Origin of the sequence: Chitinimonas prasina (assembly GCF_030160395.1) — a bacterium.
GTDB lineage: Bacteria > Pseudomonadota > Gammaproteobacteria > Burkholderiales > Chitinimonadaceae > Chitinimonas > Chitinimonas prasina.
Map to the genome: position 1 here is coordinate 236,999 of NZ_BSOG01000001.1, position 26,428 is coordinate 263,426.

Consider the following 26,428-nt stretch of genomic DNA (forward strand, 5'->3'; position numbering starts at 1 on the left):
CCCTCTCTCGCGGTGTATCGAATCCAGCAGCACCGTACCCAGAACCGCAAGCAGAATCCTTCCCACAGGTTTTTCAAGCTCGCGTAATCTTGCACCGCCAGTTACCCCCTGATGCCACACTTAGAGCTTGCTCAAAGTCTTTTCACCGTGTCGCAGCCCTGCCGGATGAAGGGCAAGGCGCGAGACAAAAAGACCTTGAACAGGCTCTGAGGCCCTTTGGCATTTATTCAGCGCCGACAGCAACCGGCCTATCCGGGCTGCTGCACCATTCGCTCCAGGAACCCGGATACAGCCGTGCGCCAGGTAAACCCGCCACTTCCAGCGCCAGCAGATTGTGGCAGGCCGTGACGCCAGAACCACATTGCTGCACCGTATCGTGCGCATCCTGCCCGGCCAGCAAAGCCTGCCATTCGGCGCGCAACGCACCTGCCGGCTTGAAACAGCCGTCAGCCTGCAGGTTCAGCTGAAAGAAACGATTCAGCGACCCAGGGATATGGCCTGCCACCGGGTCTATGGTTTCGCCTTCACCCGCATATCGACCTGGTGCGCGTGCATCGACCACAGTGAAATCGCCCCTATCCAGATTGGCCAGCACGGTATCAACGTCAACTATCCAGCCATCCTGCACCCTGGCACTGAGCTGCTGTGCCGGCACGGCAGGCACGCTGCTTTCCATGCCGCCGCCTGCGGCAAGCCAAGCGGGCAGGCCGCCATCAAGCACCTGCACCGTCTCATGCCCCAGCCAGCGCAGCAGCCACCACAACCTGGCGGCATAGGGGCCGCCGTGGGCATCGTAGGCCACCACGTGGCTATCATCACCTATGCCCAGCTGCCCCAGCCGGGTAGCAAGCGCTGCAGGATCTGGCAGCGGATGGCGGCCGTTGCTACCGGTCTTGCTGCCAGACAGGTCTGCATCCAGATGGGCAAACACTGCGCCCGGCAGATGGCCCAGGGCATAGGCCTCACGACCGGCCTGCGGATTCATCAGGTCGTGCCGGCAATCCACCAGCACCACCTTGGCGCGCCCTTGCAGCGCCAATAGTTCTGTTACGGAAATCAGGGGGGACATACAGCCTTCTCCGTCTTATCAGCACCGCCCAGGCCCAGGAGCCGGGCCGGCACGGTTGCCAGTATCACGCCCAACAGGGCAAAGCCAAAAGCCAGCAACTGCATGCCGCCCAGTTGCTCACCCAGCCACCACACCCCCACCAGGGCAGCCGAAACCGGCAGCATCACGGCAAATACACCGCCCTCACTGGCGGGAATCGCCTTGAGTCCCGTCATCCATAGCCAGACGGTCCAGACACTGGCGGCCAGGGCGTAGAACACCAGCAGCACCCAGGTAGGGCCTGCCACCCCGGCAAAATCAAACTGCAGGGCGACATAGAAGCCCATGGGCGTCATCAGCACAAAGCCCCAGAGATTGATCAAGGCGCTGATGCGGCGCGGCCCCAGGCTGCCTGTCAGTTTCTTGCCGATAACGGCATAGGCTGCTTCGCACAGCACGGCGCCCAGTACCAGCAAGTTGCCCAGCCAGGCGTGGCCATGCGGGCTGGCAGTCGCCGCATGTGCCGGCTTGGCCAGTGCCAGCAGCCCTATGCCCAGGGCTGCACAGGCTATCGCCAGCCAGATGCGCAGGCTGATGCGCTCGCCCAGGAAAACCCAGCTCATCAGTGCCACCACAGCGGGGATGGCCGCCATGATAACGCCGGCCGAGACTGCGCTGGTCATGCTGACACCAAACAGCATGCAAAGAGAGAACAGGAAGTTGCCGACAAATGACTCCAGGAACAGCAGCCAGCGGGTGTGGGAGGTCATGGCAGGTTCGTCTGCTGGTTTCCTGAGCCAATGCAGCATGGCAAGGCCACCTATGCCAAAACGCAGCCAGGCAAGCAGAAAGACGGGGAACACGGTCGTCAGGGGCTTGGAGAGGGCGACATAGCTCCCCACCAGCGACATGCTGAGGGCAAGACAGGCACAGGCGAGGGTGCGATTCATGGGCGGCTCGGGCTAGCCGGTACGACAGGCCGCCCAGGGGCGGGATCACCTCAGATGGGCGACACTTGTACCGACGTCCTATTGTGCATCAGTCGCCGGTACGACCGGCATCGCAGCAGCAGAATATAAGCCGTAACAGGCAGCACCGTTGCTGCCAAGCGCCAGTCTGTGGTCGATTCAGGCCTGGTGCAGCAGGCAGATAGCCTGCGCCTCTATGCTGTCGCCCGCACCCACAGGACCCAGCTTTTCATAGGTTTTGGCCTTGACGTTGATCTGTCCTTGCGCCACCCCGAGGTCGGCCGCGATATTGGCCACCATGGCCGGGATATGCGGTGCCATCTTGGGTGCCTGCACCAGGATGGAAGCATCGATATTGCCCAACTGCCAGCCTGCAGCCTGCACCCGGCGATAGGCCTCGCGCAGCAAGGCACGGCTATCGGCCCCCTTGAAGCTGGCATCCGTGTCGGGAAAATGCCGGCCGATATCGCCCAGGCCCGCAGCACCCAGGATGGCGTCGGTAATCGCGTGCAGCAAGGCATCAGCATCTGAATGCCCCAGCAGCCCCTTGTCGAAGGGAATGGTCACGCCACCCAGTATCAGTGGCCGCCCCGCCACCAGGCGGTGCACGTCCCAGCCCTGCCCTATACGTATGCTCATCGTGTCGTCCTTGCTTGCAGGTATAGCGCGGCCAGCGCTAGATCCTGCGGATAGGTCACCTTGATATTGCGCTCGTCGCCCATGACCAGGCTGGGCGACATGCCTGCAGCCTCAATGGCGCTGGCCTCGTCGGTAATCGCCTCGCAGGCGCCCTCAGCCAAGGCCCGGCACAGCGCGCCATGGCGGAACATCTGGGGTGTCTGGGCGCGCCACAGACCATCACGTGGCACCGTGGCGGCTACCCGGCAGGCCGCATCGGCACGCTTGAGGGTATCGGCCACCGGTACAGCCAGCAGGCCTCCCACGCTGTCGTCCCCCAGGGTGTTGATCAGGCGGGCCACATCGGCGGGGGCGATGCAGGGTCGGGCTGCATCATGTACCAGCACCCAGTCGTCTGCCGCCAACTCGCCAGCCAGCGCCTGCAAGCCATTGCGCACGGTTTCGGCGCGGCTGGCGCCACCGCAGCGCAGCACAGTCAAGCGGGGCATATCCGCCACCCAGTCCGGCTCGAACCAGCTGTCGTCGGCAGACAGCACCAACACCACCCTGTCCAGCTCGGTCACCGCCAGCATGGCCCGCAAGGTATGCAGCAGCAACGGTTCGCCCAATAAGGCCAGGTACTGCTTGGGCACACTGGATGCCATGCGGCTGCCCGCACCCGCAGCGGGCAGCAGGGCGACGTAGCGACTCATGCGGCCGCTTCCGGCTTGGGCTCCAGGGTACGCCATAAGCAGCTGCCCTTGACTGCTTTGTCCAGCCCGTCCAGATAGGCTGCATGTTCAGCCAGCTCGGCCGCAGTGGCTGCACGTACCCGGAGCGGACCACGGGCCACCTTGGACAGTCCCAAGGCGGCCTCATGGTCCGAGCCGGTGTCGTCGGCAGCGGCAAAGTCCATCAGCAGACTGTCCTGGCCGCGCGTCATGCACAGGTAGACCTCACTGAGCAGCTCGCAGTCTATCAGTGCCCCGTGCAAGGTTCGTGCGCTTCTGTCCACCTCGTAGCGATCGCACAAGGCATCCAGATTGTTGCGCTTGCCGGGGAACAGCTCCTTGGCCTCTTTCAGCGTATCGATGATGCCACTGACGTAATCGGTAATCTTGCCCAGCCCCAGCTTGCCCAGTTCCATATTGAGGAACCCCACGTCAAACGGGGCGTTATGGATAATCAACTCGGCATCGCGCACGAACTCGATGAACTCCTGGGCGATATCCGCGAAAGTGGGCTTGTCAGCCAGAAAACTGGTGGTCAGGCCGTGCACATTCAGCGCCCCTTCCTCGCTGTCGCGGCCGGGGTTGATATATCGGTGCAGGTGGCGATCTGGCGGCGACAGCTTGCGGTTCACCATCTCGACCGCGGCGATTTCCAATATGCGGTTACCGTCTTCCACCCGTAGGCCGGTGGTTTCGGTATCAAGAATTATCTGGCGCACGGGGTGTTCCTTTTATTCAGTCCAGCGGCAGGGTATCCAGCGGCAAGTTATCGTCGTAATGGTAAAGCAGCAGGTAGTCCTCCCACCCCTCTTCACCCGTGCACATGGCCATGGAGGTGGCGCGCAAGGCATCGCCCAGCGCACCTGCACCGTAGAACGCAGCTTCCAGCAGGGGCCAGACACGGCCAGGCTGTTCAGTCTCGAACATCAGGTTCACGTAAGGGCCGTCGTCGTCCCCTTCTTCACGCTGAAAACCACTGATCAGCGGCTTGTGTACCCGCATAGCTTCGCAGGCCGCCACCACGGCGGGGTGATCGAAGTCGGCAATGCGATCAGGCTGTATCTGTATGCAAAGCGTGGCCATGGGGCTTCCTTGAAGAGTATTGGTTGGTAGGCTAGCTGGTGAGGTGTGCTCAAAGGCCCGACACGAGACTGGCGCTGGCAGACCCGTATATCCGCGCCGCGCGGGCGCCACGCCGCTGTGCCGGGCATGCAATCAACGCAGGGAGTCGACCCCGCGATTGGCCAGGCTGTCTGCCCTTTCGTTACCGGCATGGCCAGCATGGCCCTTCACCCAGGCCCACTCGACCTGATGCTGGTTGCGGGCGATATCCAGCCGCTGCCATAGCTCGGCGTTCTTGACCGGCTTCTTGTCGGCAGTCTTCCAGCCATTGCGCTTCCAGCCATGTATCCAGGTCTCGATGCCGTTCTTCACATACTGCGAATCCAGCCAGACCTTGACCTTGCACGGCCGCTTCAGGGTTTCCAGCGCCATGATGACGGCCATCAGCTCCATGCGGTTGTTGGTCGTATCGCGCTCGCCGCCAAATACCTCTTTCTCCTGGCCCTTGTAGACCAGCAGTGCCCCCCAACCGCCGGGGCCAGGGTTACCCTTGCAGGCGCCATCGGTATAGGCGACAACCACATCCTCGTTCATCGCTTGGCCTTTTTTGCACCGCTGCTGGCCTTGGCCGCAGCCGGCTTGAAGCTGTAGCGGTATTCATCGCTCTTGCTGCCCTTGAAGTTGTCGGCATTGGGCAGCAAGGCCTCACGCTTGAAGCCCAGTGCTTCCACCAGGGCAATCGAGGCCTTGTTGCGGGTATCAATGAATATCTTGAATTCCTCGGCCATGAACGGGCCCATCAGGTGTTCGCGCAACTTGGCCACAGCTTCGGCCGCATAGCCCTTGCGCTGGTGCGGGGTGAAGATGAACCAGCCCATGCTGGCCACGTTGTCTTCATCCACCGTCGCCTCAACCACGCCGACATACTCGCCATCGGTCAGGCGCACCGCCCAGTTCAGCCACCATTCGGCGCCATCGGGCGAACTGCGGCTTTCCAGCCGCTGATAGCGTGCAGTCAGCGCCTCCAGCGAGGCCGGCGGGTTCTGTGGCACAAAGCTGAATAGGCTGGCATCGCTCAAGCCATCGAGCAGCAAGGCGGCATGCGCAGCAGTAAGGGGTTCGAGCGTCAGGCGCTGGGTGGTAAGTACAGTATTGGCTGCGCTCATGGTGTTCTCTTCAACTCTTCAAATAAAACAAACAAAAACGAAACCCCAGCCATAACGCTAGGGGGTAACAGGGGGTTCATCCAGCAAGGTCCGATACAAGGTCATCAGCATCCCTGCGGTCGCCCCCCAGATGATCTTGCCTTCCCAGTTGAGCGCGTAGGTCACCGCCCGCCGCTCCGGGAAATTCAACACCCGTTCGGTGTAATTGCCCTTGTCCAGCAAAAAAGCCAGCGGCACTTCAAACGCCTCGTCCACCTCATCGGCTTGCAGGCGCATTTCAAAACCCGGTGCCAGCAGCCCCACCACCGGGGTCACCCGGTAACGGGTAATCGTGGTGTACTGGGCCAGGCGCCCTACCGGTTGCATCAACCCGGCTGCAATGCCGACCTCTTCCTCGGTCTCGCGCAGGGCCGCCGCTTCCGGCGTTTCACCCAACTCCATGCGCCCACCCGGAAAACTGATCTGGCCGGCATGCTTGGCCAGCTTCTCAGTTCGCTTGGTGAACAGCACGGTGGGGCCAGCCGCATGCATGACTATGGGCACCAGCACCGCTGCGGGCGTGGTGTCATCGTCAGTGTGTACATCACCACCTGCCGGCAGCCTGACGGTATCGAGCCTATGCGCGAGCCAGTCGCGGGCGGCGTCGAAATCGGGGGGCAGTATCAACATCGGGTTATTTTACCAGCCTGCAACCTGCTACGGCAGAACACCGTTCAATATCAGGTCCATAGCCAGCTGATGAAAAATGCCATCACCCCTACACCTGCGGCAGCCGGAAGTCGCGCCAATGGGCAATCAGCCTGATGGCCAGGCCCAGGACAAACAGACTCCAGATAACGGTGGCGCCCTTCCAGCCCAGGCTGTTGGCGGCGTAGAGCAGGCCAGCCACTAGCATGGACACGGTACCGTAGACATCCTTGTGCAGGATGAAGGGCACGTCGTTGACCATCATGTCGCGCACGATGCCGCCCCCTATGGCGGTGACAAAACCCACGAACAGCACGCCAAAGAAATTGAGGCCGTAGTGGATGCCCAGCTCGGCGCCCGCCAGACTGAAGGCAATCAGGCCGATGGAGTCGGCCACGATAAACACCCGGTACATGCCCACGCCGTAGACCTTGTGCAGGCTCATGGCCCAGCTCACCAGCAAAGTGGCGGTGATGACCCAGACGGAGCTGGCATCAAAGAAGATAACCGGTATGCGATTGAGGAGGATGTCGCGTATTACCCCGCCGCCTATGGCAGTGAGCAAGGCGACGATCAGCACGCCCAGCAGGTCAAAGCGTTTCTTCACACCTATCAGGTAGCCCGAGACACTGAATGCCGCCGTTCCGACCAGGAACAGCCAGTCCATATCGAACAGCAGACCGGACAATCCTTGCCAATCCACAATCAGCCCCCATCCTGCCGGCTAGGTTGCAGACTGCGGTAGAGCACGATGTTCTCGTGCTGCTCGCCATCCAGCTCGAAAACCGTCTTGCCCAGGGCGGTAAAGCCGCGTGCCGCATAGAAACTCAGCGCATCGGCATTGCCGTGGTAGACCCGGAGCCACATCCCGGCACCACCCAGCTCGGGCAGCAGGCTATCGGCCGCCTGCAACAGGGCCGAGCCCAAGCCTTGCCGCTTGAAATGGCGTGAGAGATAGAGCGTTTCCAGTTCCACCGACCCGCCTTCGGCTTGCGGGCAGGGCGTTGCCATACTCAGCTTCAGGTAACCCAGCAGGTAGCCTTGGGCTTCGACCACCAACACCCGCCGCAGCGGGTGGGCCAGCACCTGCTCAAAGTGCGCTGCCGTGTAGGTATCCAGCACATAGCGGGCAATGGCGGGGTTGACCCCGTCAAAGGCATAGGTATCGAGCCATACCTGTATGGCCAGCGCGGCAAGTGATACCGTGTCTTGCGGCGTTGCCGCGCGTAGCGTGTAATTCATGCTGCGTTCAATCCTGGTTGCCAGCACACATCGGCTTGGCCTGCGGCCTTGTTAGCGCTGCGGGCCAGCACGAACAGCAGGTCGGACAGGCGATTGAGATATTGCGGCGCCAGTGTCGATACCGATTCGTTCACGGCCAGTGCTACCAGCGCACGCTCGGCGCGGCGGCAGACTGTACGGGCTACATGCAGCGCGGCCGCTGCACGGCAGCCGCCAGGCAATATGAATTCCTTCAGGGGCATCAGGGCGCTGTTGAACGTTTCCACATCGGCCTCCAGTCGTGCCAGATGCACCTCCTGCAGGGCAATGCGGCCCGGTATGCAGACCTCGCCGCCAAGATCGAACAGATCGTGCTGCACCCGCACCAGGCTGTTGCGCAAGGTATCAGGCAGGTTCTCAGCCAGGGCCACGCCCAGATGGCTGTTGAGTTCGTCTATCTCACCCATTACATGGATGCGGTGGCTGGCTTTGGATACCCGGCTACCATCACCCAGACCGGTACTGCCATCATCGCCGGTACGCGTCACGATCTTGCTGAGTCGGTTTGCCATCATATTCCTTGCGAGTTCATTTGCAGATTAGCCGCCGTGCGACGACGGCCTGCGGCCAACAGGCCATCCACCAGCAAGGCCAAGTCTGCCTCGCTGGTACGATGATTCACCAAGGCCACCCGTATAGCCAGTTGGCCGTTGATCATGGTGGTAGAGGGTACAGCCAGTCCATCTTCCTGCAGATCGGCCACGATGTCGGCATTCAGCTGGTCCAGGTGGGCTGCGGCGGCCCGGAAACGGAAGCACACCACGTTGAGCGCCACGGGCGCCAGCATCTCCAGTTCAGGTTCGGCCGCCACCCGCCGCGCCAGTTGCTGCGCCAGTTCACAACTGCGGTCTATCACGGCACCCAGCTTGTCTGCACCATAGACCTTGATGGTCATCCATACCTTGAGCGCCCGGAAGCCGCGTGACAGATCAGGGCCGAAATCGGTTGGCCAGGGCCGGCCTGCAGCCAGGCCCCGCTCCTCCCGCCGCAGATAGGCGGGCTGGGTAGCAAAGGTGGCCGCATGCAGGTCGGCATCCCGTACCAATATGCAACCAGCGTCATAGGGCACCTGTGCCCATTTATGGAAATCAAACGCCACCGAATCGGCTTCACTGATACCGGCCAGCAGAGGCCGCTTCTGGGCCGATAGCATGGCCAGCGCACCAAAGGCGGCATCGACATGGAACCACAAACCATGCAGGCGGCTGAAGCGTGACAATGCCATCAGATCATCAATGGCGCCGGTATCCACCGTACCCGCACTACCCACCAGCATAAAGGGCTGCAGACCCTGAGCCTGGTCATGGGTCACGGCTGCGGCCAGTGCATCCATATCCATCCTATGCTGTGCATCGCACGGTATCAGCCGCAGGGCGGCCGTACCCAGGCCGGCCATATCCATCGCCCGCGATACGCAGTTATGTGCTTCGGTCGAGGCGTAGGCCACCAGGGGACGCGCCTGCAGGCCATGCTGGCGTACAGCCCCACCCAGGGCGCGGGTACGTGCAACCAGCACAGCAATCAGATTGGCCAGCGAAGTACCGGTAACCAGGACACCGCTGGCGGTGGATGGAAAGCCCAGCATCTCGGCAGACCAGCGTATGACCTGCCGCTCCACCTCCACCGGGGCGTGATCCCGCCCCCCCAGATTGGCGTTGAGCCCACCGGCCAGCAACTCGGCCAGCATGCCCACCGGGTTGCCGCCGCCATGCACCCAGCCGACAAAGCGTGGGTGGATATTGCCGCCGATATAGGGCTGCACCAGCGCCTGGAAATCGGCATAGCTGCCCGCCAGGTCACCAGCCTCACGCGGCAGCGGTGTCTTGAATGCCTCTCGCACCTCGCCCGGCATGGCCTGCCAGACCGGGCCATCACCCACACCGGCCAGCAGCGCCACCATATCGTCCACCATGCGGTAGCCCAGGCTGCGTACCGCCTCCCAGTCCTGGGGGTCCAACGTATCGGGTTTGGCGGTAAAGGGAGTGTCGTGGGTCGTACGCATGGTTGTCTGGCCGGTGCCATAGTTCTGGTGCAAGGGGGGCGAGTCTAACGCAGCCAGCGCGGGCTTTCTCATGAAATCCACCATGCCGCCGCACCATCGCGGTGCATAAGCAAGGCACGCACGCCACTCGCCATTATTACCACTGTAAAAACAGGACATACGGTCAGGCAAGCACTTGATTATTACTGGTTTTATGCCGACGCTAAGAGGCCTGATATAAAAAGTCCGCCGGCATCAATAATGCGCCGCCAACAAAACCCTGCCTAGCCGTTCAGCTTGTATGTGCAAACGATGGCCTCAAGCTCTACGGCAGGTTTGCGCAACAGCCCAGGCAGGGGTAACTGAGCGGTGTCACTGGGCAGGATCAGCCCGCCACGACGCGTGCCATCCCGACTCGGCCAGGACGTGACTGCCAGGGCGATCAACAACAACGAACGGGCGCGCGACGTTGGATACTGCTGGCATCGACCCTCTCACCGGTTTTCTGGACAGGCACGGCTGCCTGCGCAATGCGGCACGCCTGACCGAACACGCCCATCGCGATCAAAAGCCGCTGTCGGCCATCTGGGTCAACCTGGATCGCTTCCGTAAAATCAATGGCTCACTGGGCATGGGGGGTGGTGATGCCGTCATCGCCAAGATGGGAGACCGCCTGCGCAGCCGCAACGAGCACCGTGCCCACATTGCCCGTATGGGTAGCGATGAATTTCTGCTGCTTGCCCCCGCCCACGGTTGCGAGGAGGCCGCGAGCCTAGCCAGCGAATTGCTGCAACTGATTGCGCAGCCCATGGAAGTGGGCGCCATGAGCCTCTACCCCACCTGCTCAGTGGGCGTGGCCTCGCTGGAATATGCCGAGGAAGCAGAAAGCCTGCTGCAACGTGCCGAGCACGCCATGCACGAGGCCAAGCGCCAGGGCGGCGGCCGGGTTGTGCAGTCGGGCGATGAGCAGTTACCAGGCCGCCTGGGTATCAAGCTGGCCCGGGAAGAACTCGAAGTCGAGCACAAGCTGCATGCTGCACTGCAGATAGGTGGGCTGTACCTGCATTACCAACCTATCGTCAGCTTCAATGGGCGTATCGAGGCCATCGAGGCTTTGATGCGTTGCGAACTCAATGGCGAGATGGTGCCGCCGGTGAAGTTCATCCCGGTGGCAGAAAAAACCGGCCTGGTCATTCGCCTGGGTGAATGGAGCCTGATGCAAGGCGCCATGCAGGCCAAGCGGCTATCCGACCTGGGCCTGCCCACCAAGGTGGCGGTGAATGTCTCCCGCGCCCAGCTTACCGCCCCCAAGTTCTCCCAGGCGCTCTATGCGGCCCTGCTCTGCAGCGATGTGGAACCCAGGCTGATCGAGCTGGAAATCACCGAATCGCTGTTCATGGACGTGTCCGAGCTGGTGCAGTCCAATATGCGCGCCGCCATCGCCATGGGCGTCAGCCTGTCCATAGACGACTTTGGTACCGGTTACTCCTGCCTCGCCACGCTCAAGGATATTCCCGCCGGCAAGCTCAAGCTCGACCGCGCTTTCGTGGTGCCCCTGCCCGAGGACAGGCGGGTGTACGCCGTGGTCAAGGCAATCAGCCAGCTGGGACGCGAGCTGGGCATGACAGTGGTGGCAGAAGGCGTAGAGAACGAGCAGCAATCCTGCGCGCTGCAGGACGCCGGGGTCGATGCCATCCAGGGTTATCTGCACGCCCGCCCGATGAGCGCCGATGCCGTCACCGGCTGGCTGGATTATCAAGCCGCCCTGCTGAAAGCCTAGTCAGATGGGGACCGATCGCACATGACTACGGAAACCACCCAATCGCCCTCGGTGGAAGAAATCTATGCCAGAACGGTGCTGGATATCGGCATACCGCCACGGCCCACAATACTGGACATCCTGGCGCGCGAATTGCGCAGTGGCGAGCCCGACTTCGGCCGTATCGCCCAGTGCGTCAGCGAAGACGTCAGCCTGTCGGCCGGCCTGATCAAGACCGCCAATTCGCCTTTTTTTGGCTTCCGTGTCCGCGCCCGCACGGTCTCCCATGCGCTGACCATGCTGGGCATCAATATCGCTGGCAAGGCCATCGCCGGGGTAGCGCTACGCAATGCCTTCCCGGCCAGCCCGGCACTGGAGCGCTTCTGGGACGCCTCCGCCCGCATTGCCGAATATTCCGGCCATCTGGTGGGGCTATTGGGTGTGCGTGAAGGCATACGCAGCGACGATGCCTATACCTTCGGCCTGTTTCGCGACTGCGGCATGCCGGTGCTGATGCGCAAGTTCCCCGCCTATCGCGACACATTGCTGCGCGCCAATGCCAACCCCGACAAGCGCTTCACCGCCATAGAAGACGAAGACTTCCCCACCAATCATGCCATTGTGGGTTGCATGCTGGCCCAAAGCTGGTCGCTGCCCGAGGAAATCTGCCTGGCCATCCGCCACCATCACGACTTTTTACTGATGCAGTCAGGGGCCATCAGCCTGCCGCCGGCCAGCCGACGACTGGTGGCGCTGGCGCAACTGGCCGAATACATACACCAGCAACATAGCGGCATGAACCAGACCGAGGAATGGGCCAAGCTGGGCATGGCCAGCCTCAGCACCCTGGAGCTGGGACAAGTACAGCTGGCCGAGTTGGCAGCACAGGTAGTGGCGCACAGTGCACAGGCAGATATCGAATAGTTTCGAATAGTTGGCCGCCGGCCACTTCCAGTTTTGCGCCAGGCAGGCTACAACAGAGGCCATGCGCGAATACCAAGACTACGATGCCCTGGGCCTGGCCCAACTGATACAGACTGGCGAAGCCACACCGTCAGCTTTGCTGGAGGCCGCCATTGCCCGCTGTGAGGCAGTAAATCCGGCACTCAACGCCGTGATCGTGCCGCTCTACGAACAGGCCCGCACCCTGGCGCGCCAGCCACCAGCGCAGGCACCCTTTGCCGGCGTACCCTTTCTGCTCAAAGATCTGCTGGCCGCCCTGCAGGGAGCGCCCCTGGCCAATGGTTGCCAGGCACTCAAAGGCTGGGTACCCGATTACGATAGCGAACTGGTCAGGCGGTTCAAGGCGGCAGGCGTCGTGATCTTCGGCAAGACCAATACGCCGGAGTTCGGCCTGCTGGGCTATACCGAACCCGAAGCCTGGGGGCCGACCCGCAACCCCTGGTCGCTTAGCCACTCACCAGGTGGCTCCTCTGGCGGCGCAGCCGCGGCAGTAGCAGCCGGTATCGTGCCCATGGCGCACGGTGGCGATGGCGGTGGTTCCATACGTATTCCCGCCAGCAATTGCGGCCTGTTCGGGCTCAAACCCAGCCGTGGACGCATCCCACTGGGGCCGGATTTCGGCGAGGTGTGGGCCGGTGCCGTGCAGGAGGGCGTGGTCAGCCGTAGCGTACGCGACACCGCCGCCATGCTCGATTGCATTGCCGGGCCCGAGCATGGTGCCCCCTATGTGATTGCCGGCCCAGCCACTACCTTTGCCCATGCCGCCAGCCAGCCGCCCCCCCGGTTACGCATAGGTTCGGTATTCAGCACGCCTGACACGCCCATGCACGCAGACTGCCGCGCAGCCGTTGAAGCCGCCGCGTCACTGCTGCACGAATTGGGCCACGAGGTCGAAGAGGTGGCCCTACCTTACGACCATGCACAGCTGCTGGATTGCTACCTCACCATGTACTACGGCGAAACCGCTACTGATCTGCGTTGGCTGGCACGCCACCTGGGCCGGCCATTACGCCGTGGCGATGTGGAGCTGGAAACCTGGATACTGGGACGCATGGGCGAGCAACTGCGCGCCGCCGATTTCAGCACGGCCAAGCGCGACTGGAATCAGCTGGCACGTGCGATGGGGCACTTTCACCAGCAGTACGACCTGCTGCTCACCCCCACACTGGCAGCCCCTCCTACCCGGATAGGCGAACTCAAGACGCCACCTTTGCAGCGCGCAGCCCTGTCGGCCATGGCCACCCTGGGTGGCATAGGCCTGCTGCGCAAGGCCATCCATGAACAAGCCTGCATCAATTTCGCCCGTATGCCCTACACCCAGGTGGCCAACCTGACGGGCCAACCGGCCATGTCGGTGCCGCTGCACTGGAACGCCGCCGGCTTACCCATAGGTGTGCAGTTCGTCGCTGCCATCAACCGCGAGGACTGCCTGTTGTCCCTGGCTTGCCAACTGGAAGCCGCTCACCCATGGGCACATCGGCGTCCAGTGCTAGCGTAAGAGCCTGTTATGCACATTGGTTCTTGATGGGATGGGTATGGGGCCGAGCGAGCGCCAAGGGGCACCCGGGCGCTAGACCTAGGTGCCGCCAGAACCAGCTGGCGCTTGCTGCCAGATTGAGTCGCCATCCGGGGCGTAGCGACCATTTGATTGAACCAACCTGCCAGAGCTGGTCGTATCGCAGCCGGTGCAGACAAGGTTATGCTACGGTCAGGCGAGCCGGTTATAGAGGCAGTAGTCGCTTGCGTCGGTTAGTCTTCTGAAACACACAGATTCACGTTCAACAAAGCCTGCTTCACCCCAGCCTCGGTAGTTGGGGGTATCCTGCGTTGTGGTGGCTTTGCATCGATTGCCGCAAGGCCATATCAAGTAGCAAACTGCTTCAATACACTGGCAACGCCGGACAAGTATCATCGTCTGGCAAGGTGTTTCACTGCGCGTTAGATGGAGGAAGCATGAAACGCCGGCAACATCTGCCTGGATAGAATCAACTCGGCATCCAGGTGGCAGCAGCAATGATTGCGTCGGTAGACGGGTGGATAAACCTGCACCGACGGTAGTTTGCAATCAGGGGAGAAATGGATCAGACACTGATGGCGCACTCGGGCGCCGACAGCTGTTTGGTGAAGCGTAGTGTACGAAAGCATCTATGAGCACAGAGAATGCTGTACCTAGAGAAATATCAAAGCCTGATCTCGGCTTCAACCGAAGCAGAGGCCTTGCAGCAACTGAGCAATGTCGCCAGCCAGTACGGTTACGACAGCATCTTGCTGGCAGCCGTGCCCACGCCCGGCCAACCACTCGAAACAGCCTATCTGCGCAGTACCTACGATACGGCATGGCGCGAAACCTACGACAAGCGAGGTTTCGGCGCCATCGATCCTACCGTGTCGCATTGTTTCTCGCATTCAGCCCCCATGGTGTGGAGCCCGGATAGCTTCAAGACGCAGGACGAGCGCGCCCTGTATGAGGAAGCGTCTGGCTATGGACTCAAGGCCGGCATTACCCTGCCCTTTCACGGGCCCGGGGGCGAGGTCGGCATGTTGACGCTGGTACGGGATGAAGTGGCCAATCAGGGGTTCTACGAGTCGCTGCGATCTTCAATGAGCGATCTGGCCTTGCTGCGCGACTTGGCTTTCGAGGTATTGCGTCCGCATATCCACGCCCAGACGCCGGCCAAACAACAGCCGGAAGCCATACTGCCCAGCCTCACCAGCAAGGAAATGGAGTACTTGAAGTGGCTGACCGCAGGGAAGACCGACTGGGAGATATCACGCATTATGGGAGTATCGGTCGCGGGCGCACGTTTCCATATCGCCAATCTGCGACGCAAGTTTGACGTCAGCCGACGTACCGATGTGGTCGTCCGTGCCCTGCAGATGGGTCTGGTTGCGCTTTAGGGTTGCCAGCCGGCCGTGCGGCATGGCTGGCGTGGACCACGCCGGTACTTATTCAGCGGCAGGCGATATCCGCAAAGGGTATTAGACGCCTGCACGAGGCGTAGGGATCACAGTGCACCTCAACAGCAAGGTGCGCCTGGGCACACCCTGCTGCTCGATCAGGCTGCAAGCCGGACTAGGTTCAGTCGCAGGCTACTTCTACCTTAGCCATCGCCGAGGATAAGTCATGATCGGTCACACGACCATCCAGGTACAGGTGTATCAGTATCTGCAGCGATGCTGGCAAGGGCAGGCCTTGCTCGAATCGGCTGCCGCTGGACTGGCTGACGCCAAAGCGTCGCCAGAATTCGGTCTGGTTCTCTCCCAGGATCTTGCGCAAGCAGCGCAGTTTGTCCTTATGAGCCAAAGGAAGGGCAAAGCCCCGCTTATCTCGTGCATTCAGCACGTACATTGCCTGTGCGGACATATCGCCTCGCTATTCTGCCGTGAACGACGGGCGCAAAGTCTGTCATGCGCCCCATCCAGCCACACCTAGCAAGGTAGCTAGTACCGCTATTAACCTAACTGCATATATTTTATGCGGCCTGGGTATGCCTAATCACGGGAGGATGTAAATGCAAACCATGTCTCAAACCATACAGATCAGCCGGCGCCAGCAGTTCAATGGCGGCGACTTGCGCGCCATACATTGCCTGCGCGCCCGCGTCTTCAGGGACAGGATGGGTTGGGAGGTTCCGGTGCTCGCAGGCATGGAAATCGACGGCTATGACGCCCTTGAGCCCCACTACATGGTGTTGCGCAATCACAGCCAGGATGTCTATGGCTGCTGGCGCCTGCTGCCAACGCTTGGCCCCTATATGCTCAAGGACACCTTCCCCGAGCTGCTGCACGGCCAGCAGGCGCCGGAACAAGCCGACGTGTGGGAGCTAAGCCGCTTTGCCATAGAAACGGACGGCTCGCACACCTTCGGTTTTGCCGACCAGGCGCTGGATGCCATGCGCGAAATCGTCCGCTTTGCTGACGAGAACGGCATACGTCGCTATGTCACCGTCACCACTACCGCCATAGAGCGCATGCTGCGCCGCGCAGGTATTGAGATCAGCCGCTTCGGCCCTCCTATCCGTATTGGTGTCGAGAACGCAGTGGCGCTGACCATAGAACTGGGCGATCAGACGCACAATGCCTTGTTCGGCTTGAAACACTAGCCACGAAGGTAGGAGGTGATGGACTGAACAGGCGCCCGATGTCTAAGCAGCCTGATACCGCAGGCACCTAACAGGATCAAACGCAGCACGGAGCAAGAGTAGGAGGAGAAAAGAGGCAGGCGCCCCACCCACAGGTGGGGCGCACTGACCCTACCCCTGCAGCAGCGATCACGCCACCTGCTTCAGTGCAGCGCGATACAAAGCCTGGTAAGCCTTGGCCGGGCCGGTCCAACCAAAATGCTGCTGCATGGCATGCCGCCTCACCTCGCGCCAGGCCTGGGGCTTGGCATACAAGGCGAAGGCCCGTCGCACCGCTGCGTCGAAATCAGCCTGCTCAAATCGCTCGAACAGCATGCCAGTGGCGCTGGCGTCCTGCAGGTTCTCCAGGCTGCAATCCCGCACACTGTCGGCCAGTCCACCGGTGCGGCGTGCCAACGGCAGGGCACCATAGCGCATGCCATACATCTGGGTCAGTCCACAGGGTTCATAGCGCGAGGGCAGCAGCACCACATCGCTACCGGCAAACAGCCTATGTGACAAAGGCTCGTCAAAGCCCAGCCTCACCGCCACGCGGCCTGGATAGCGGCCCAATAGCTCGCTAAAGCCCGCTTCCAGTTCAGGTTCACCACTCCCCAGCACGGCCAGTTGGCCGCCTTGGGCCAGCAAGGCCTCAGCCCCGGCCAGTACCAGGTTCAAACCCTTTTGCTCGGTTAACCGGCTCACCACACAAAACAGCAGGCCCGTCGGTTCTGCCGCCAGCCCCAGTTCCGCCTGCAAGGCGGTCTTGCAGCGGGCCTTGCCACCGGTTTTGTCGGCATCGAAATGGCCCGGCAAGGTGGGGTCGGTAGCCGGATTCCACAGGTTTTCATCCACACCGTTGAGTATGCCGCTCAAGGCAGCCCGCCTATGCCGCAGCAAGCCTTCCAGGCCGCAGCCATGTTCGGCGGTCTGGATCTCTGCGGCATAACTGGGGCTTACCGTCGCCAATCGGTCGCTGTAGTACAGCCCGGCCTTGATAAACGACAGCTGACCGTGGAACTCCATGCCATCCATGGCATAGCACTGCGCCGGCAAGCCCAGCTCGGCAAACAGGCTGGCTGGGAACAGACCCTGGTAGGCCAGATTGTGTATGGTGAACACACAGGCTGCGTCGGCCATATCGGGTGCCGGCGTAGTCTGTTTCAGGTAGGCCGCTGCCAGGCCGGCATGCCAGTCATGACCATGCAGTACATCAGGCCGCCAATCCGGCAACAAGCCCTGCGCCATGCGTGCTGCCACCCACCCCAGCAAGGCGAAGCGTCGATGGTTATCGGTATAGGGATGATGCTCGGCATCGGCATAGGGATTGCCCACGCGGTCATACAGCCCCGGTGCATCGATCACATAGCCAGGTACGCCATCAGGCAGGTAGCCTTGCCACAGGGTTAAGGGGCCACTGCCCAAGCGCGGCGGCATGCTGGCCTGTACCTTGGCGTCCTGCAGCCCTGCCCGTATGGCCGGAAAGCCCGGCAACACGACACGGGCGTCCAGCCCCAGCTGGCGCTGCGCCGCCGGGAGCGCCCCCAACACATCGGCAAGGCCGCCAGTCTTGAGCAGGGGGTAACATTCAGCAGCGACGTGCAAAACCTTCATCAGTGGTCACTCGGTAGAAAAGCGCAGGGGCATGGCACGTTAAACGGTATCTCGGCATCGGACCAGACCAGTGCGCCTGGGTTCAGCCAAACGCTGGTACTGCTTCGCGGGAGAATGCAATCTGCGGAGCGCCCAGGGCCAGGGCTGCACCGATGCCCATCCAACCCACCCATGAGCTGAGCCCATGGCAAACGCTCACGACACAGCCAGTCCCGCCAGCATGTCACGGGTAATCAACACCACGCCCCCCTCGCTGCGGTGGAACGACTTGGCATCTCTGGCGGCATCGTCGCCCACGACCAGGCCTGCCGGTATCTTGCAGCCACGGTCCACGATCACCTTGGTCAAGCGTGCTCCCTCGCCCACATCCACATCGGGCAGCAGCACCGACTGATCAATCACACAATGCGGATGCACCCGCACCTTGTTGAACAGCACGGAGTTGGTCACCTGCGCCACCGAGACAATGCAGCCACCCGACACGATGGTGTTGTAGACCCGGTGCTCGCCGCCTGCATCCTGCACGAACTTGGCCGGCGGCAATTGCTCCTGGTAGGTCCATACCGGCCAGTTGCGATCGTACAGGTCCAATTCCGGTGTAATCGAGGCCAGGTCCAGGTTCGCGGCCCAGTAGGCGTCGATGGTGCCCACATCACGCCAATAGGGCTTGGCATGGGGATAACTGGCCACACTGGAAAGCGAGAACGGATGGGCCACGGCCCGGCCTTCCGCCACCGCAGCCGGGATCAGGTTCTTGCCGAAGTCATGCTCGCTGCTGCTGTCATGGATATCCTCCTCCAACAGGTGGTAGAGATAGTCAGCGTCGAATACATAGATGCCCATGCTGGCTAGCGCCTTATCGGGCTTGCCGGGCATGGCAGGCGCTTGAGCCGGCTTTTCGACAAAGGCCACGATCTTGCGGTCGGCATCGACCTCCATCACGCCAAAGGCCTTGGCCTCGGCCAGCGGCACCTCGATGCAGGCCACCGAGACACCGCCCTTCACGCCCAGGGCCTCCAGCGATTTGACGTGATCCAGCAGCATGCGGGCGTAGTCCATCTTGTAGATGTGGTCACCGGCCAGGATGACCACATACTCGGGCCTGTAGCTTCGGACGATATCCAGGTTCTGATACACGGCATCGGCCGTGCCACGGTACCAGCTGTCTTCATCCACCCGTTGCTGGGCGGGCAGCAGGTCGATGAACTCGCCCATCTCCGAGCGGAACATGGCCCAGCCACGCTGCAGGTGGCGCAACAGGGAGTGGGACTTGTACTGGGTTACCACGCCTATGCGGCGTATGCCGGAATTCAGACAGTTGGACAGGGCGAAATCGACAATACGGAATTTGCCGCCAAAGTACACCGCCGGCTTGGCCCGCTTGTCGGTCAGCTGCATCAGCCGCGAACCTCGCCCGCCGGCCAGCACTAGGGCAATACTGCGGCGCGGCAATTGCCGCGCAATGATCAGGTCATCCATATGGCTCCCATGCACTACCGGCACGCTGTTCCGCCTCCAGGCCGGGACGGCAGGACCTCTGCCGCCTCGCCTGTTGCCGTCCTGTCATGCAAGCCGGCCTACCCGTTCATTGTTGGCAGAAAATCCGGCCTTGGGAAATTTGTTATGCCGAATCAGGTGACTACATCCGCCCGCACCCTACCGGTGTGCGCCTCGATCTCGCCCAGTTGTGCAGCAAACCGGGCCACTTCGGCCAACGCCGCTTGCGCGGGCTGCGCATGTTGCGCCACATCTGCCAGATAGCGCTCCAGGTAGACCCGCAATGTGGCCCCTTCAGTGCCCGTGCCGGACAGGCGAAACACGGCGCGCGATCCATCGGCCAAGGCCACCCGTATGCCTTGCTGCCCACTAACCGTGCCGTCGACTGGGTCGGTATAGGAGAAATCATCCGCCAGGCTAACTTGCAGGCCATATACCGTCTGCCCAGGCAGCGCGGCCAGCTTGCCGCGCAAGGTCGCCATCACGGCCTCGCCTGCCGCCAGCGGCAAACCTTCGTAGTCGTGTCGGCTATAGCAGTGCCTGCCATAACTGGCCCAGTGCTCGCGCACGATCTCGGCCACCGGCTGCCGCCTTACTGCCAGCAGGTTGAGCCAGGCCAGTGCCGCCCAGATACCATCCTTCTCCCTAACATGGCTGGCACCCGTGCCATAGCTCTCCTCACCACACAGAGCTATCCGGCCTGCATCGAGCAGATTGCCAAAGTACTTCCATCCCGTGGGGGTTTCATAGCAATCGAAACCCAACCGGGCCGCCACCACATCCACTGCGCGTGAGGTGGGCATGGAGCGAGCCACGCCAGGCAGTCCATCGCGAAACTGCGGCAAGGTTCGGGCATTGGCCGCCAGAATGGCTAGGCTATCTGACGGCGTTACCACACACCCCCTGCCCAGTATCATGTTGCGGTCTGCGTCGCCATCAAAGGCGGCCGCAAAGTCTGCCGCGCCCGCTCCCATCATGTGGGCCACCAGGCCCGCGCAGTGCACCGGATTCGGATCGGGATGCTCGCCCGCAAAGTCGGCCTGGGGCGCTGCATTGCGCACACTGCCCAAGGGGGCACCCAACAGGTCTTCAAACAGCTTGACGGCGTAGGGTCCGCCTACCGCATGCAGGGCGTCCAGTCGCACGCGATGGCCTGCGCGCAGCCAGTCACGTATGGCATCGAAGTCCACCAGGGTCTGCATCAGGCCGGCATAGTCGGCAACCGGGTCTATCACGTCGACCTGCATGGTTTCCAGCTGGCTGCGGCCCAGGCTACCCAGGTCGATATCCTGGCTGTCGCAGCAGTAAAAGCACTGCAGCACCTGACTGGCAGCATGCATGGCCTCGGTCAGCCGTTCCGGTGCCGGTCCGCCGTTGGCCGCATTGAACTTGATGCCAAAGTCCCCCTCCGGCCCGCCTGGGTTGTGGGAAGCCGAAAGGATGATGCCGCCCACCGCACCATGGCGCCGTATCAACAGCGAGGCCGCCGGGGTAGACAACAGGCCATGCCGACCCACGATGACCTTGCCTACGCCATTGGCCGCCGCCATGCGCAACAAGGTCTGTATGGCCCCATCGTTGAAATAGCGGCCATCGCCCCCCACCACCAGCAAGCCGCCTTTGAGTGCCGGTACCGCATTGAATATGGCCTGGACGAAGTTCTCCAGATAGTGCGGCTGGCTGAAGGTGGTGACCTTCTTGCGCAATCCCGAGGTACCGGGCTTCTGGTCCAGGAAGGGGGTAGTGGCAAATGTCAGTACGGCCATGGAATGGTTCTCTCCGGGTAAGCAGAGGGATTATCCGTCCACACCCGCCATCCGTGCCAGAAAAGGCAACAGTCAGCGCCGCCGCAGCAAAGTGTTCATCACGCCTGCAGGCCGCTTGTTGTACCCTGTTGATTGCACCGTGCCCTGACCCTGTAGGTTAAGGCCCCACCGGCCCAGGGGTCGGTTTTGGTGCAGCGCCCAACCCTGCTGATACCCGAACCAGCCCATGACCACCCGCTCCCAAGCAAGCCAGTTGATCGAACAGTATTGGCAGTACCGCTACAAGGACGCGGGTGAGGCGCGACGGCTGGCCGAAGCCGCGCTGGCCAGCTGCGCGGGGCCAACGGCACAGCGTGACGCGGCGATGGCGCGCTTCCTGATACTGACCCACTCTACGCTGGAAAACCCCCACGCCTCGCACGTAAAGATCTGTGAGCGCCTCCTGCAGACTTTCCGAGAGCAAGGCGATGAGGAAGCAGTGCTACTGGCGTATGCACAGCAGGGCATGACACTGTGGAGCACCGGCCGCAGCGACGAGGCCTGGGCCATACTACGAGACAAGGTCGAGCCGCAGCTGGAAAAGCTATCGCCGTTGCACCGTTATACCGCCTATATCGCCCTGCATTGCGTGGCAGGCGGCGTCAAGGATGAAGTCACCCGGCTACGCCATGACTACGCCTCGCTGCAGCTTGCCCGGCAGTTGGACGACCCGCCCCGTATCGCCCTGGCACTGCACAATATTGCCGAAGTCCACCTGAACTACGGCAACTTCGGAGAGGCCCGCGACTGCCTGCGTGAGGCGCTGGCGTTGGCGCAGCAATTCCAGTTGCGTAACCGGCTATGGGGCGTTCCGCCCTATTTGGCCATGGCCAATATCGCCCTGGGCGACGCCACGACGGCAGCCAGCCTGATGGATGACTGGATGCGGCGCGAGAGCAATCGCACACCCGGTTACTTCGATTTCATCGGCAACCTGATGGCCATCTACCTTGGTGGGCTGCAAGAGTCGCAATGGGCCGCAGCGGAGATCTGGCTGAAACGGGTCGAGATCGAAATTGCCCGTCGCCGTGCCAGCGACGATATGGGCAGCCTGGACTTGTTCGGTGTCTTCTACGCTTGGGCCAAGGGCAGCCTGCGGCGCAGGCAGGGACGTTTCGCCGAGGCCATCATCGCTCTGCATGCCGCAGACCTGGTCTACGACCTTTGCGAATCCATGTTCATCCAGGTAGACGCACGGCACGAGCTCTACCTGTGCCACGCCGCCCTTGGTGACAGCGCCGCCGCACTGGCGGCCCATGTTGATTACGCCCGGCGCCAGGCCGCCATGCTCAACAGTGCCAACAGCCTGCGGCTGCAAAGCATGTCCATACAGCATGATGTGGAAACCGAAAGGCTGAAGCGGCAAAAGGCAGAAGAATCGACACGCCTCAAGAGCGAGTTCCTGGCCAATATGAGCCACGAGATACGCACGCCAATGAATGCGGTGATCGGCCTTGCCCACCTGGCCTTGCAAACCGAACTGAGCGCCAAACAGCGCGACTATGTCAGCAAGATTCACCGCGCCGGTAAATCCCTGCTGGCCATCATCAACGACATCCTGGATTTCTCCAAGATCGAGGCCGGCAAGCTGGATGTAGAGAGCGAGCCCTTCACCCTCGACGACGTGGCCATCAATGTGGCCACCGTGACCAGCCAGAAGGCCGCAGACAAACAGATAGAGTACCTGTTCCACATCGCCCCCAATGTGCCGCGCAACCTGATGGGCGATGCACTGCGACTCACCCAGGTGCTGATCAACCTGATCAACAATGCCATCAAGTTCACCGAACCCGGTGGCGAGATCGAACTGGCCGTCAACCTGCTGGGAACAGAAGCCGGCAAGGTGCAGCTGGGCTTCGAGGTACGCGATACCGGCATAGGCCTGACAGCCGAGCAGCAGGCGCGTCTGTTCCAGCCCTTTACCCAGGCCGATGGCTCTACCACCCGCAAATATGGGGGTACCGGACTGGGCCTGTCGATATCGCGCCGCCTGGTGGAACTGATGGGGGGGCAGATTGGCGTACGCAGCGACACCGGCGTGGGCTCCACCTTCCACTTCCAGTTGACGCTGCCCCTGCCCACAGGGCCGCAAGCCACCCTGGTACTGCCGGCCCGCTTCAACGACGCCCGGGTACTGGTGGTGGACGACAGCGAGCACGCTCGCGCCATCATGGCGGAGATGCTCACATCGCTCCCCCTACGGGTGGATGAAGTAGGCTCGGCCCGCGAGGCACTGGCCTATCTGCATACAGCCGACCAGACCGACCCCTACGACGTGGTGCTGACGGACTGGCACATGCCCGACATGGATGGCATGGAGCTGATCCACACCCTGCAGCGCGACGCCAGCTTGAGCCACCCACCCAAGCTAGTGCTGGTGACCGCCTTCGGGCTGGAATCCGTCGTCAATGCGGCCGAGCAGGCTGGTATCGACGGCCTGCTGTTCAAGCCTGTCAGCCCATCCACCCTGGTCAATACCCTCACCGGCGTGTTCCACCAAGCGCCCACGGCCACCACCCCTGCCGAGCACACACCGCCTGCCCGCCGCTACGCCGGCAAGCGCATACTGCTGGCCGAGGACAACGCCATCAACCAGCAGATTGTGGTGGAGCTGCTCAGCGCCATGGCACTGGAGGTGGACCTGGCCGAGCACGGCCAGCAAGCCGTGGAAATGGCGCTGGCCGCTGCACCGGGCGACTACGCCATGATATTGATGGACCTGGAAATGCCGCAGATGGACGGCCATGCCGCCACCCTCACCTTGCGTCAGCACAGACAGCTGGATGCCATCCCCATCGTGGCACTGACAGCCCATGCGATCTCCGATGTGCGTCAGCGCTGCATGGAAGAAGGCATGCAGGATTACTTGACCAAGCCCATACAGCCCGAACAGTTGTACAAGCTGGTAGGGCATTGGCTGGATCGCGGCCACCAGGCAGTACCCGCACCTGGTGACGAGGCGGCAGGCGACATGCCGCTGCCAGTGCTGCACGGTGTCGACGTTGCCTTGGGGCTGCGCTATATGGGCGGCAAGCAGCACCTGTATTTGCGCCTGCTGACCCGGTTTGCCACTGGCTATGGCAATACCGTCGCGCTACTGCGCGACCATTTGGCACAGGGGCAGAATGAGGAAGCCAAGCGGCTGGCCCATACTCTTAGAGGCTTGGCCGGCAGCATGGGCGCCACCCAGGTCTCGGAGGTGGCGGCCGAGCTGGAAGCCACTTTGCCCGTGGTCGGTGAAGCACCGACCGATCACTGCCTGTCCGTGTTGGCAGAACTGGATCGGGTATTGCAGCCACTGCTGACCGACCTGGCAAAACTGGCCAGCCTAAATGCCTCGGCCTCGATAACGGCCACTTGATATCCATCACCGCCACCCATGCACAGCGTTGCAAGTGCGGAACAAACCCCGCAAACCCGCACAAAATATGGACATGCAGGATTGCTAATCTTTTGCCCGCGTACAATACTCAAGCAGCCCGCACACCAGCGCTTGGGCGCGAGTGCTAACGGACTGAACCACCACCTCTAAATAGGAGAGAGCAATGGCAGAAAAAAAGGCCGCCCCCAAGAAAGATGACGTGCTCGCCGCGCTGCAAAATGCGGTCAAACACATTGAGACCCTGGAACTGGAGCTCAAGACCATCAAGAAGCATGTGAAAGGTGTTGCGGATGGCGTCAAGCTCGCTCCTTTCCATGTCGATCCTCCAGTCAAAGCTGCGGCCAAGCCAGCAGCCAAACCCGCTGCCGCGAAGCCTGCTGCTGCTGCCAAGCCCGCAGCAAAACCGGCAGCCAAGCCGGCTGCCAAACCCGCAGCAGCAAAACCTGCTGCCAAGCCCGCAGCAAAGCCCGCCGCCAAGAAGAAGTAAATCTCGGCGCGAGCAATCTGCTGGCTCGTCTGCGGCGTTATCGTACTGCGGTACATAACGCCGCTTTTATTTGGCCTGTTAGTACGGGTGCCTAACAAGACAGCGCATTACATCGCCACCAGACACGATGGCGGCGCACTATCCCTGCCCTAGTCCAGCCACCGGAGCCTAACCACCATGCGCTATAAACGCGCGCTAGCCCTGAGCATCCACTGGCAGGACGAGCAGCTGGCATTCAGCAACTACCTGCAGCACCACTGTGTCAGCGGGCATCCACTCACCGTGCAGGTACTGGACTACTTTTCGGACTGGCGCAGCCTGGACGAGATACTGGCCCACTTCACCCAGTATTCCCCGCAGAGCCTGCGCAAGACCTTGGAGCAGCTGGTGGCCGAACAGCTACTGCTGGAGGAAGGGTCTGCCCAGGCTGCCAGCGATGCCCTGCTGGCCGATCAATGGGCCCCCTGGCTGCCCGAGGGGGCATTTCACTTCGCCACCAAGGACACGCCGTTCGCCTCGGCAGCCTCGTCAGAAGAAGAGCTGGCTGCCGTCGTACCCGTGACCGAGCCGCCTGCCCTCTACCGTTCCCCTCTGGGCGGCGAACCCATCAAGCTGCCCCAGGCCCCCTACCCCGAGGATGCCTTCCACCAGGCACTGCTGGCACGCCGCACCCATAGGTCATTCTCGCCGCAAGCCTTGGCTCTGGATGAGCTGAGCCGTTTGCTGGGCTTGGTCTGGGGGGTACAGGGGCATGTCGACAGCGCAGCCTTTGGCCGCTTGCCACTCAAGACCAGCCCCTCGGGCGGCGCCCGCCATCCGGTCGAAGTCTACGTCATGGTGCTTAGGGTGGCAGGACTGGCGCCAGGTATCTATCACTACCACCCCTTGCACCACACACTCACCCTGGTCAATCCGGTCGCCACACCGGCGCAAGCCAGCCTGTACTGCGCCGATCAGGAATACTTTGCCGATTCTGCGGCGCTATTCCTGATGACGGCGGTGTTTGAGCGCACCATGTGGAAGTACCACAAGCCGCGCGCCTACCGCGTGGTCATGCTGGATGCCGGCCACCTGGGCCAGACCTTCTGCCTCACCGCGACTGCCATGGGCCTGGCGCCGTGGGGCACAGCCGCGCTACGCGATAGCCTGATCGAGCAGGACCTGGGTATAGATGGAATCAGCGAGTCCGTCCTGTTCGTGACCGGTGTAGGCCATCCGGCCGAGGCCGCAGACGCTACCGAGCCGGAATAAACACCAC

General features: G+C 61.9%; 25 protein-coding genes. 8 read left to right on the plus strand and 17 right to left on the minus strand.

Translation table 11 applies throughout. The features are described from left to right. Window positions 1-223: 223 nt before the first annotated feature. From QQK16_RS01225 to QQK16_RS01285, 13 genes are all read right to left on the minus strand, one after another. The gene (locus tag QQK16_RS01225; protein WP_284194606.1) at window positions 224-1,069 is read right to left on the minus strand and encodes a sulfurtransferase; all 846 of its coding nucleotides are present in this window, start codon (window positions 1,067-1,069) and stop codon (window positions 224-226) included. Further along, the gene (locus QQK16_RS01230) at window positions 1,057-1,998 is read right to left on the minus strand and encodes a DMT family transporter (protein WP_284194607.1); all 942 of its coding nucleotides are present in this window, start codon (window positions 1,996-1,998) and stop codon (window positions 1,057-1,059) included. Before QQK16_RS01230 ends, QQK16_RS01225 begins: the two co-directional genes overlap by 13 nt. A 177-nt stretch (window positions 1,999-2,175) precedes the next feature. Then, on the minus strand, window positions 2,176-2,655 hold the full coding sequence (ispF, locus tag QQK16_RS01235; protein ID WP_284194608.1) for a 2-C-methyl-D-erythritol 2,4-cyclodiphosphate synthase: 480 nt from the start codon (window positions 2,653-2,655) through the stop codon (window positions 2,176-2,178). Next, the gene (ispD, locus tag QQK16_RS01240) at window positions 2,652-3,347 is read right to left on the minus strand and encodes a 2-C-methyl-D-erythritol 4-phosphate cytidylyltransferase (RefSeq protein WP_284194609.1); all 696 of its coding nucleotides are present in this window, start codon (window positions 3,345-3,347) and stop codon (window positions 2,652-2,654) included. The genes ispF and ispD overlap by 4 nt, the downstream gene beginning before the upstream one ends. Then, on the minus strand, window positions 3,344-4,084 hold the full coding sequence (dnaQ, locus tag QQK16_RS01245) for a DNA polymerase III subunit epsilon (RefSeq protein WP_284194610.1): 741 nt from the start codon (window positions 4,082-4,084) through the stop codon (window positions 3,344-3,346). Before dnaQ ends, ispD begins: the two co-directional genes overlap by 4 nt. Before the next feature lie 16 nt (window positions 4,085-4,100). Then, window positions 4,101-4,448 carry a hypothetical protein gene (locus QQK16_RS01250; protein WP_284194611.1) on the minus strand — a complete coding sequence of 116 codons (348 nt, stop codon included), beginning with the start codon at window positions 4,446-4,448 and terminating at the stop codon, window positions 4,101-4,103. A 132-nt stretch (window positions 4,449-4,580) separates the two neighbouring features. Further along, window positions 4,581-5,021 (minus strand): ribonuclease HI, encoded by a 441-nt coding sequence (gene rnhA / locus QQK16_RS01255; RefSeq protein WP_284194612.1) that lies wholly within the window; start codon window positions 5,019-5,021, stop codon window positions 4,581-4,583. After that, complete coding sequence (locus tag QQK16_RS01260; protein WP_284194613.1) at window positions 5,018-5,593, minus strand: GNAT family N-acetyltransferase; 576 nt, start codon at window positions 5,591-5,593, stop codon at window positions 5,018-5,020. The genes rnhA and QQK16_RS01260 overlap by 4 nt, the downstream gene beginning before the upstream one ends. Before the next feature lie 57 nt (window positions 5,594-5,650). Next, window positions 5,651-6,262: an NUDIX hydrolase gene (locus tag QQK16_RS01265; protein ID WP_284194614.1), complete on the minus strand. Its 612-nt coding sequence runs from the start codon at window positions 6,260-6,262 to the stop codon at window positions 5,651-5,653. 88 nt (window positions 6,263-6,350) lie between these two features. After that, window positions 6,351-6,968 (minus strand): trimeric intracellular cation channel family protein, encoded by a 618-nt coding sequence (locus QQK16_RS01270; protein ID WP_284194615.1) that lies wholly within the window; start codon window positions 6,966-6,968, stop codon window positions 6,351-6,353. 17 nt (window positions 6,969-6,985) lie between these two features. Next, window positions 6,986-7,522 (minus strand): GNAT family N-acetyltransferase, encoded by a 537-nt coding sequence (locus QQK16_RS01275; RefSeq protein WP_284194616.1) that lies wholly within the window; start codon window positions 7,520-7,522, stop codon window positions 6,986-6,988. Continuing rightward, window positions 7,519-8,076, minus strand: coding sequence for a cob(I)yrinic acid a,c-diamide adenosyltransferase (locus tag QQK16_RS01280; RefSeq protein WP_284194617.1), 558 nt, complete (start codon window positions 8,074-8,076; stop codon window positions 7,519-7,521). The genes QQK16_RS01275 and QQK16_RS01280 overlap by 4 nt, the downstream gene beginning before the upstream one ends. Beyond that, a complete protein-coding gene (locus tag QQK16_RS01285) occupies window positions 8,073-9,635 on the minus strand; it encodes a pyridoxal phosphate-dependent decarboxylase family protein (protein WP_284194618.1) in 1,563 nt (520 codons plus the stop codon). Before QQK16_RS01285 ends, QQK16_RS01280 begins: the two co-directional genes overlap by 4 nt. Before the next feature lie 376 nt (window positions 9,636-10,011). Here QQK16_RS01285 and QQK16_RS01290 point away from each other — a divergent pair, with 376 nt between their 5' ends. From QQK16_RS01290 to QQK16_RS01305, 4 genes are all read left to right on the plus strand, one after another. Continuing rightward, entirely contained in the window at window positions 10,012-11,322 is a 1,311-nt protein-coding gene (locus QQK16_RS01290; RefSeq protein WP_284194619.1) for a putative bifunctional diguanylate cyclase/phosphodiesterase, read from the plus strand. A gap of 21 nt (window positions 11,323-11,343) precedes the next feature. Then, a complete protein-coding gene (locus QQK16_RS01295) occupies window positions 11,344-12,225 on the plus strand; it encodes an HDOD domain-containing protein (protein WP_284194620.1) in 882 nt (293 codons plus the stop codon). A 61-nt stretch (window positions 12,226-12,286) separates the two neighbouring features. After that, window positions 12,287-13,762, plus strand: coding sequence for an amidase (locus tag QQK16_RS01300; protein WP_284194621.1), 1,476 nt, complete (start codon window positions 12,287-12,289; stop codon window positions 13,760-13,762). A gap of 662 nt (window positions 13,763-14,424) precedes the next feature. After that, on the plus strand, window positions 14,425-15,162 hold the full coding sequence (locus QQK16_RS01305) for a helix-turn-helix transcriptional regulator (RefSeq protein ID WP_284194622.1): 738 nt from the start codon (window positions 14,425-14,427) through the stop codon (window positions 15,160-15,162). A 181-nt stretch (window positions 15,163-15,343) separates the two neighbouring features. Here QQK16_RS01305 and QQK16_RS01310 read toward each other — a convergent pair whose 3' ends face one another. Then, window positions 15,344-15,628 (minus strand): helix-turn-helix transcriptional regulator, encoded by a 285-nt coding sequence (locus QQK16_RS01310; RefSeq protein WP_284194623.1) that lies wholly within the window; start codon window positions 15,626-15,628, stop codon window positions 15,344-15,346. 148 nt (window positions 15,629-15,776) lie between these two features. On the opposite strand from QQK16_RS01310, the gene QQK16_RS01315 reads away from it, so the two are divergent. Beyond that, complete coding sequence (locus QQK16_RS01315; RefSeq protein ID WP_308446972.1) at window positions 15,777-16,367, plus strand: acyl-homoserine-lactone synthase; 591 nt, start codon at window positions 15,777-15,779, stop codon at window positions 16,365-16,367. 168 nt (window positions 16,368-16,535) lie between these two features. On the opposite strand, the gene glgA is transcribed toward QQK16_RS01315, so the two are convergent. The 3 genes from glgA to QQK16_RS01330 form a co-directional block, all read right to left on the minus strand. Beyond that, window positions 16,536-17,999, minus strand: coding sequence for a glycogen synthase GlgA (glgA, locus tag QQK16_RS01320; RefSeq protein ID WP_284194624.1), 1,464 nt, complete (start codon window positions 17,997-17,999; stop codon window positions 16,536-16,538). Between the two features lie 195 nt (window positions 18,000-18,194). Further along, window positions 18,195-19,478 (minus strand): glucose-1-phosphate adenylyltransferase, encoded by a 1,284-nt coding sequence (gene glgC, locus QQK16_RS01325; protein WP_284194625.1) that lies wholly within the window; start codon window positions 19,476-19,478, stop codon window positions 18,195-18,197. Between the two features lie 152 nt (window positions 19,479-19,630). Continuing rightward, window positions 19,631-21,262 (minus strand): alpha-D-glucose phosphate-specific phosphoglucomutase, encoded by a 1,632-nt coding sequence (locus tag QQK16_RS01330; protein WP_284194626.1) that lies wholly within the window; start codon window positions 21,260-21,262, stop codon window positions 19,631-19,633. A gap of 226 nt (window positions 21,263-21,488) precedes the next feature. Between QQK16_RS01330 and QQK16_RS01335 the strand changes: the two genes are divergently transcribed. The 3 genes from QQK16_RS01335 (at window position 21,489) to QQK16_RS01345 (ending at window position 26,421) form a co-directional block, all read left to right on the plus strand. Then, window positions 21,489-24,662, plus strand: coding sequence for a response regulator (locus QQK16_RS01335; RefSeq protein ID WP_284194627.1), 3,174 nt, complete (start codon window positions 21,489-21,491; stop codon window positions 24,660-24,662). A gap of 220 nt (window positions 24,663-24,882) precedes the next feature. Further along, a complete protein-coding gene (locus tag QQK16_RS01340; RefSeq protein WP_284194628.1) occupies window positions 24,883-25,170 on the plus strand; it encodes a hypothetical protein in 288 nt (95 codons plus the stop codon). A gap of 177 nt (window positions 25,171-25,347) precedes the next feature. Beyond that, complete coding sequence (locus tag QQK16_RS01345) at window positions 25,348-26,421, plus strand: SagB family peptide dehydrogenase (RefSeq protein WP_284194629.1); 1,074 nt, start codon at window positions 25,348-25,350, stop codon at window positions 26,419-26,421. The last annotated feature ends 7 nt before the right edge of the window (window positions 26,422-26,428 follow it).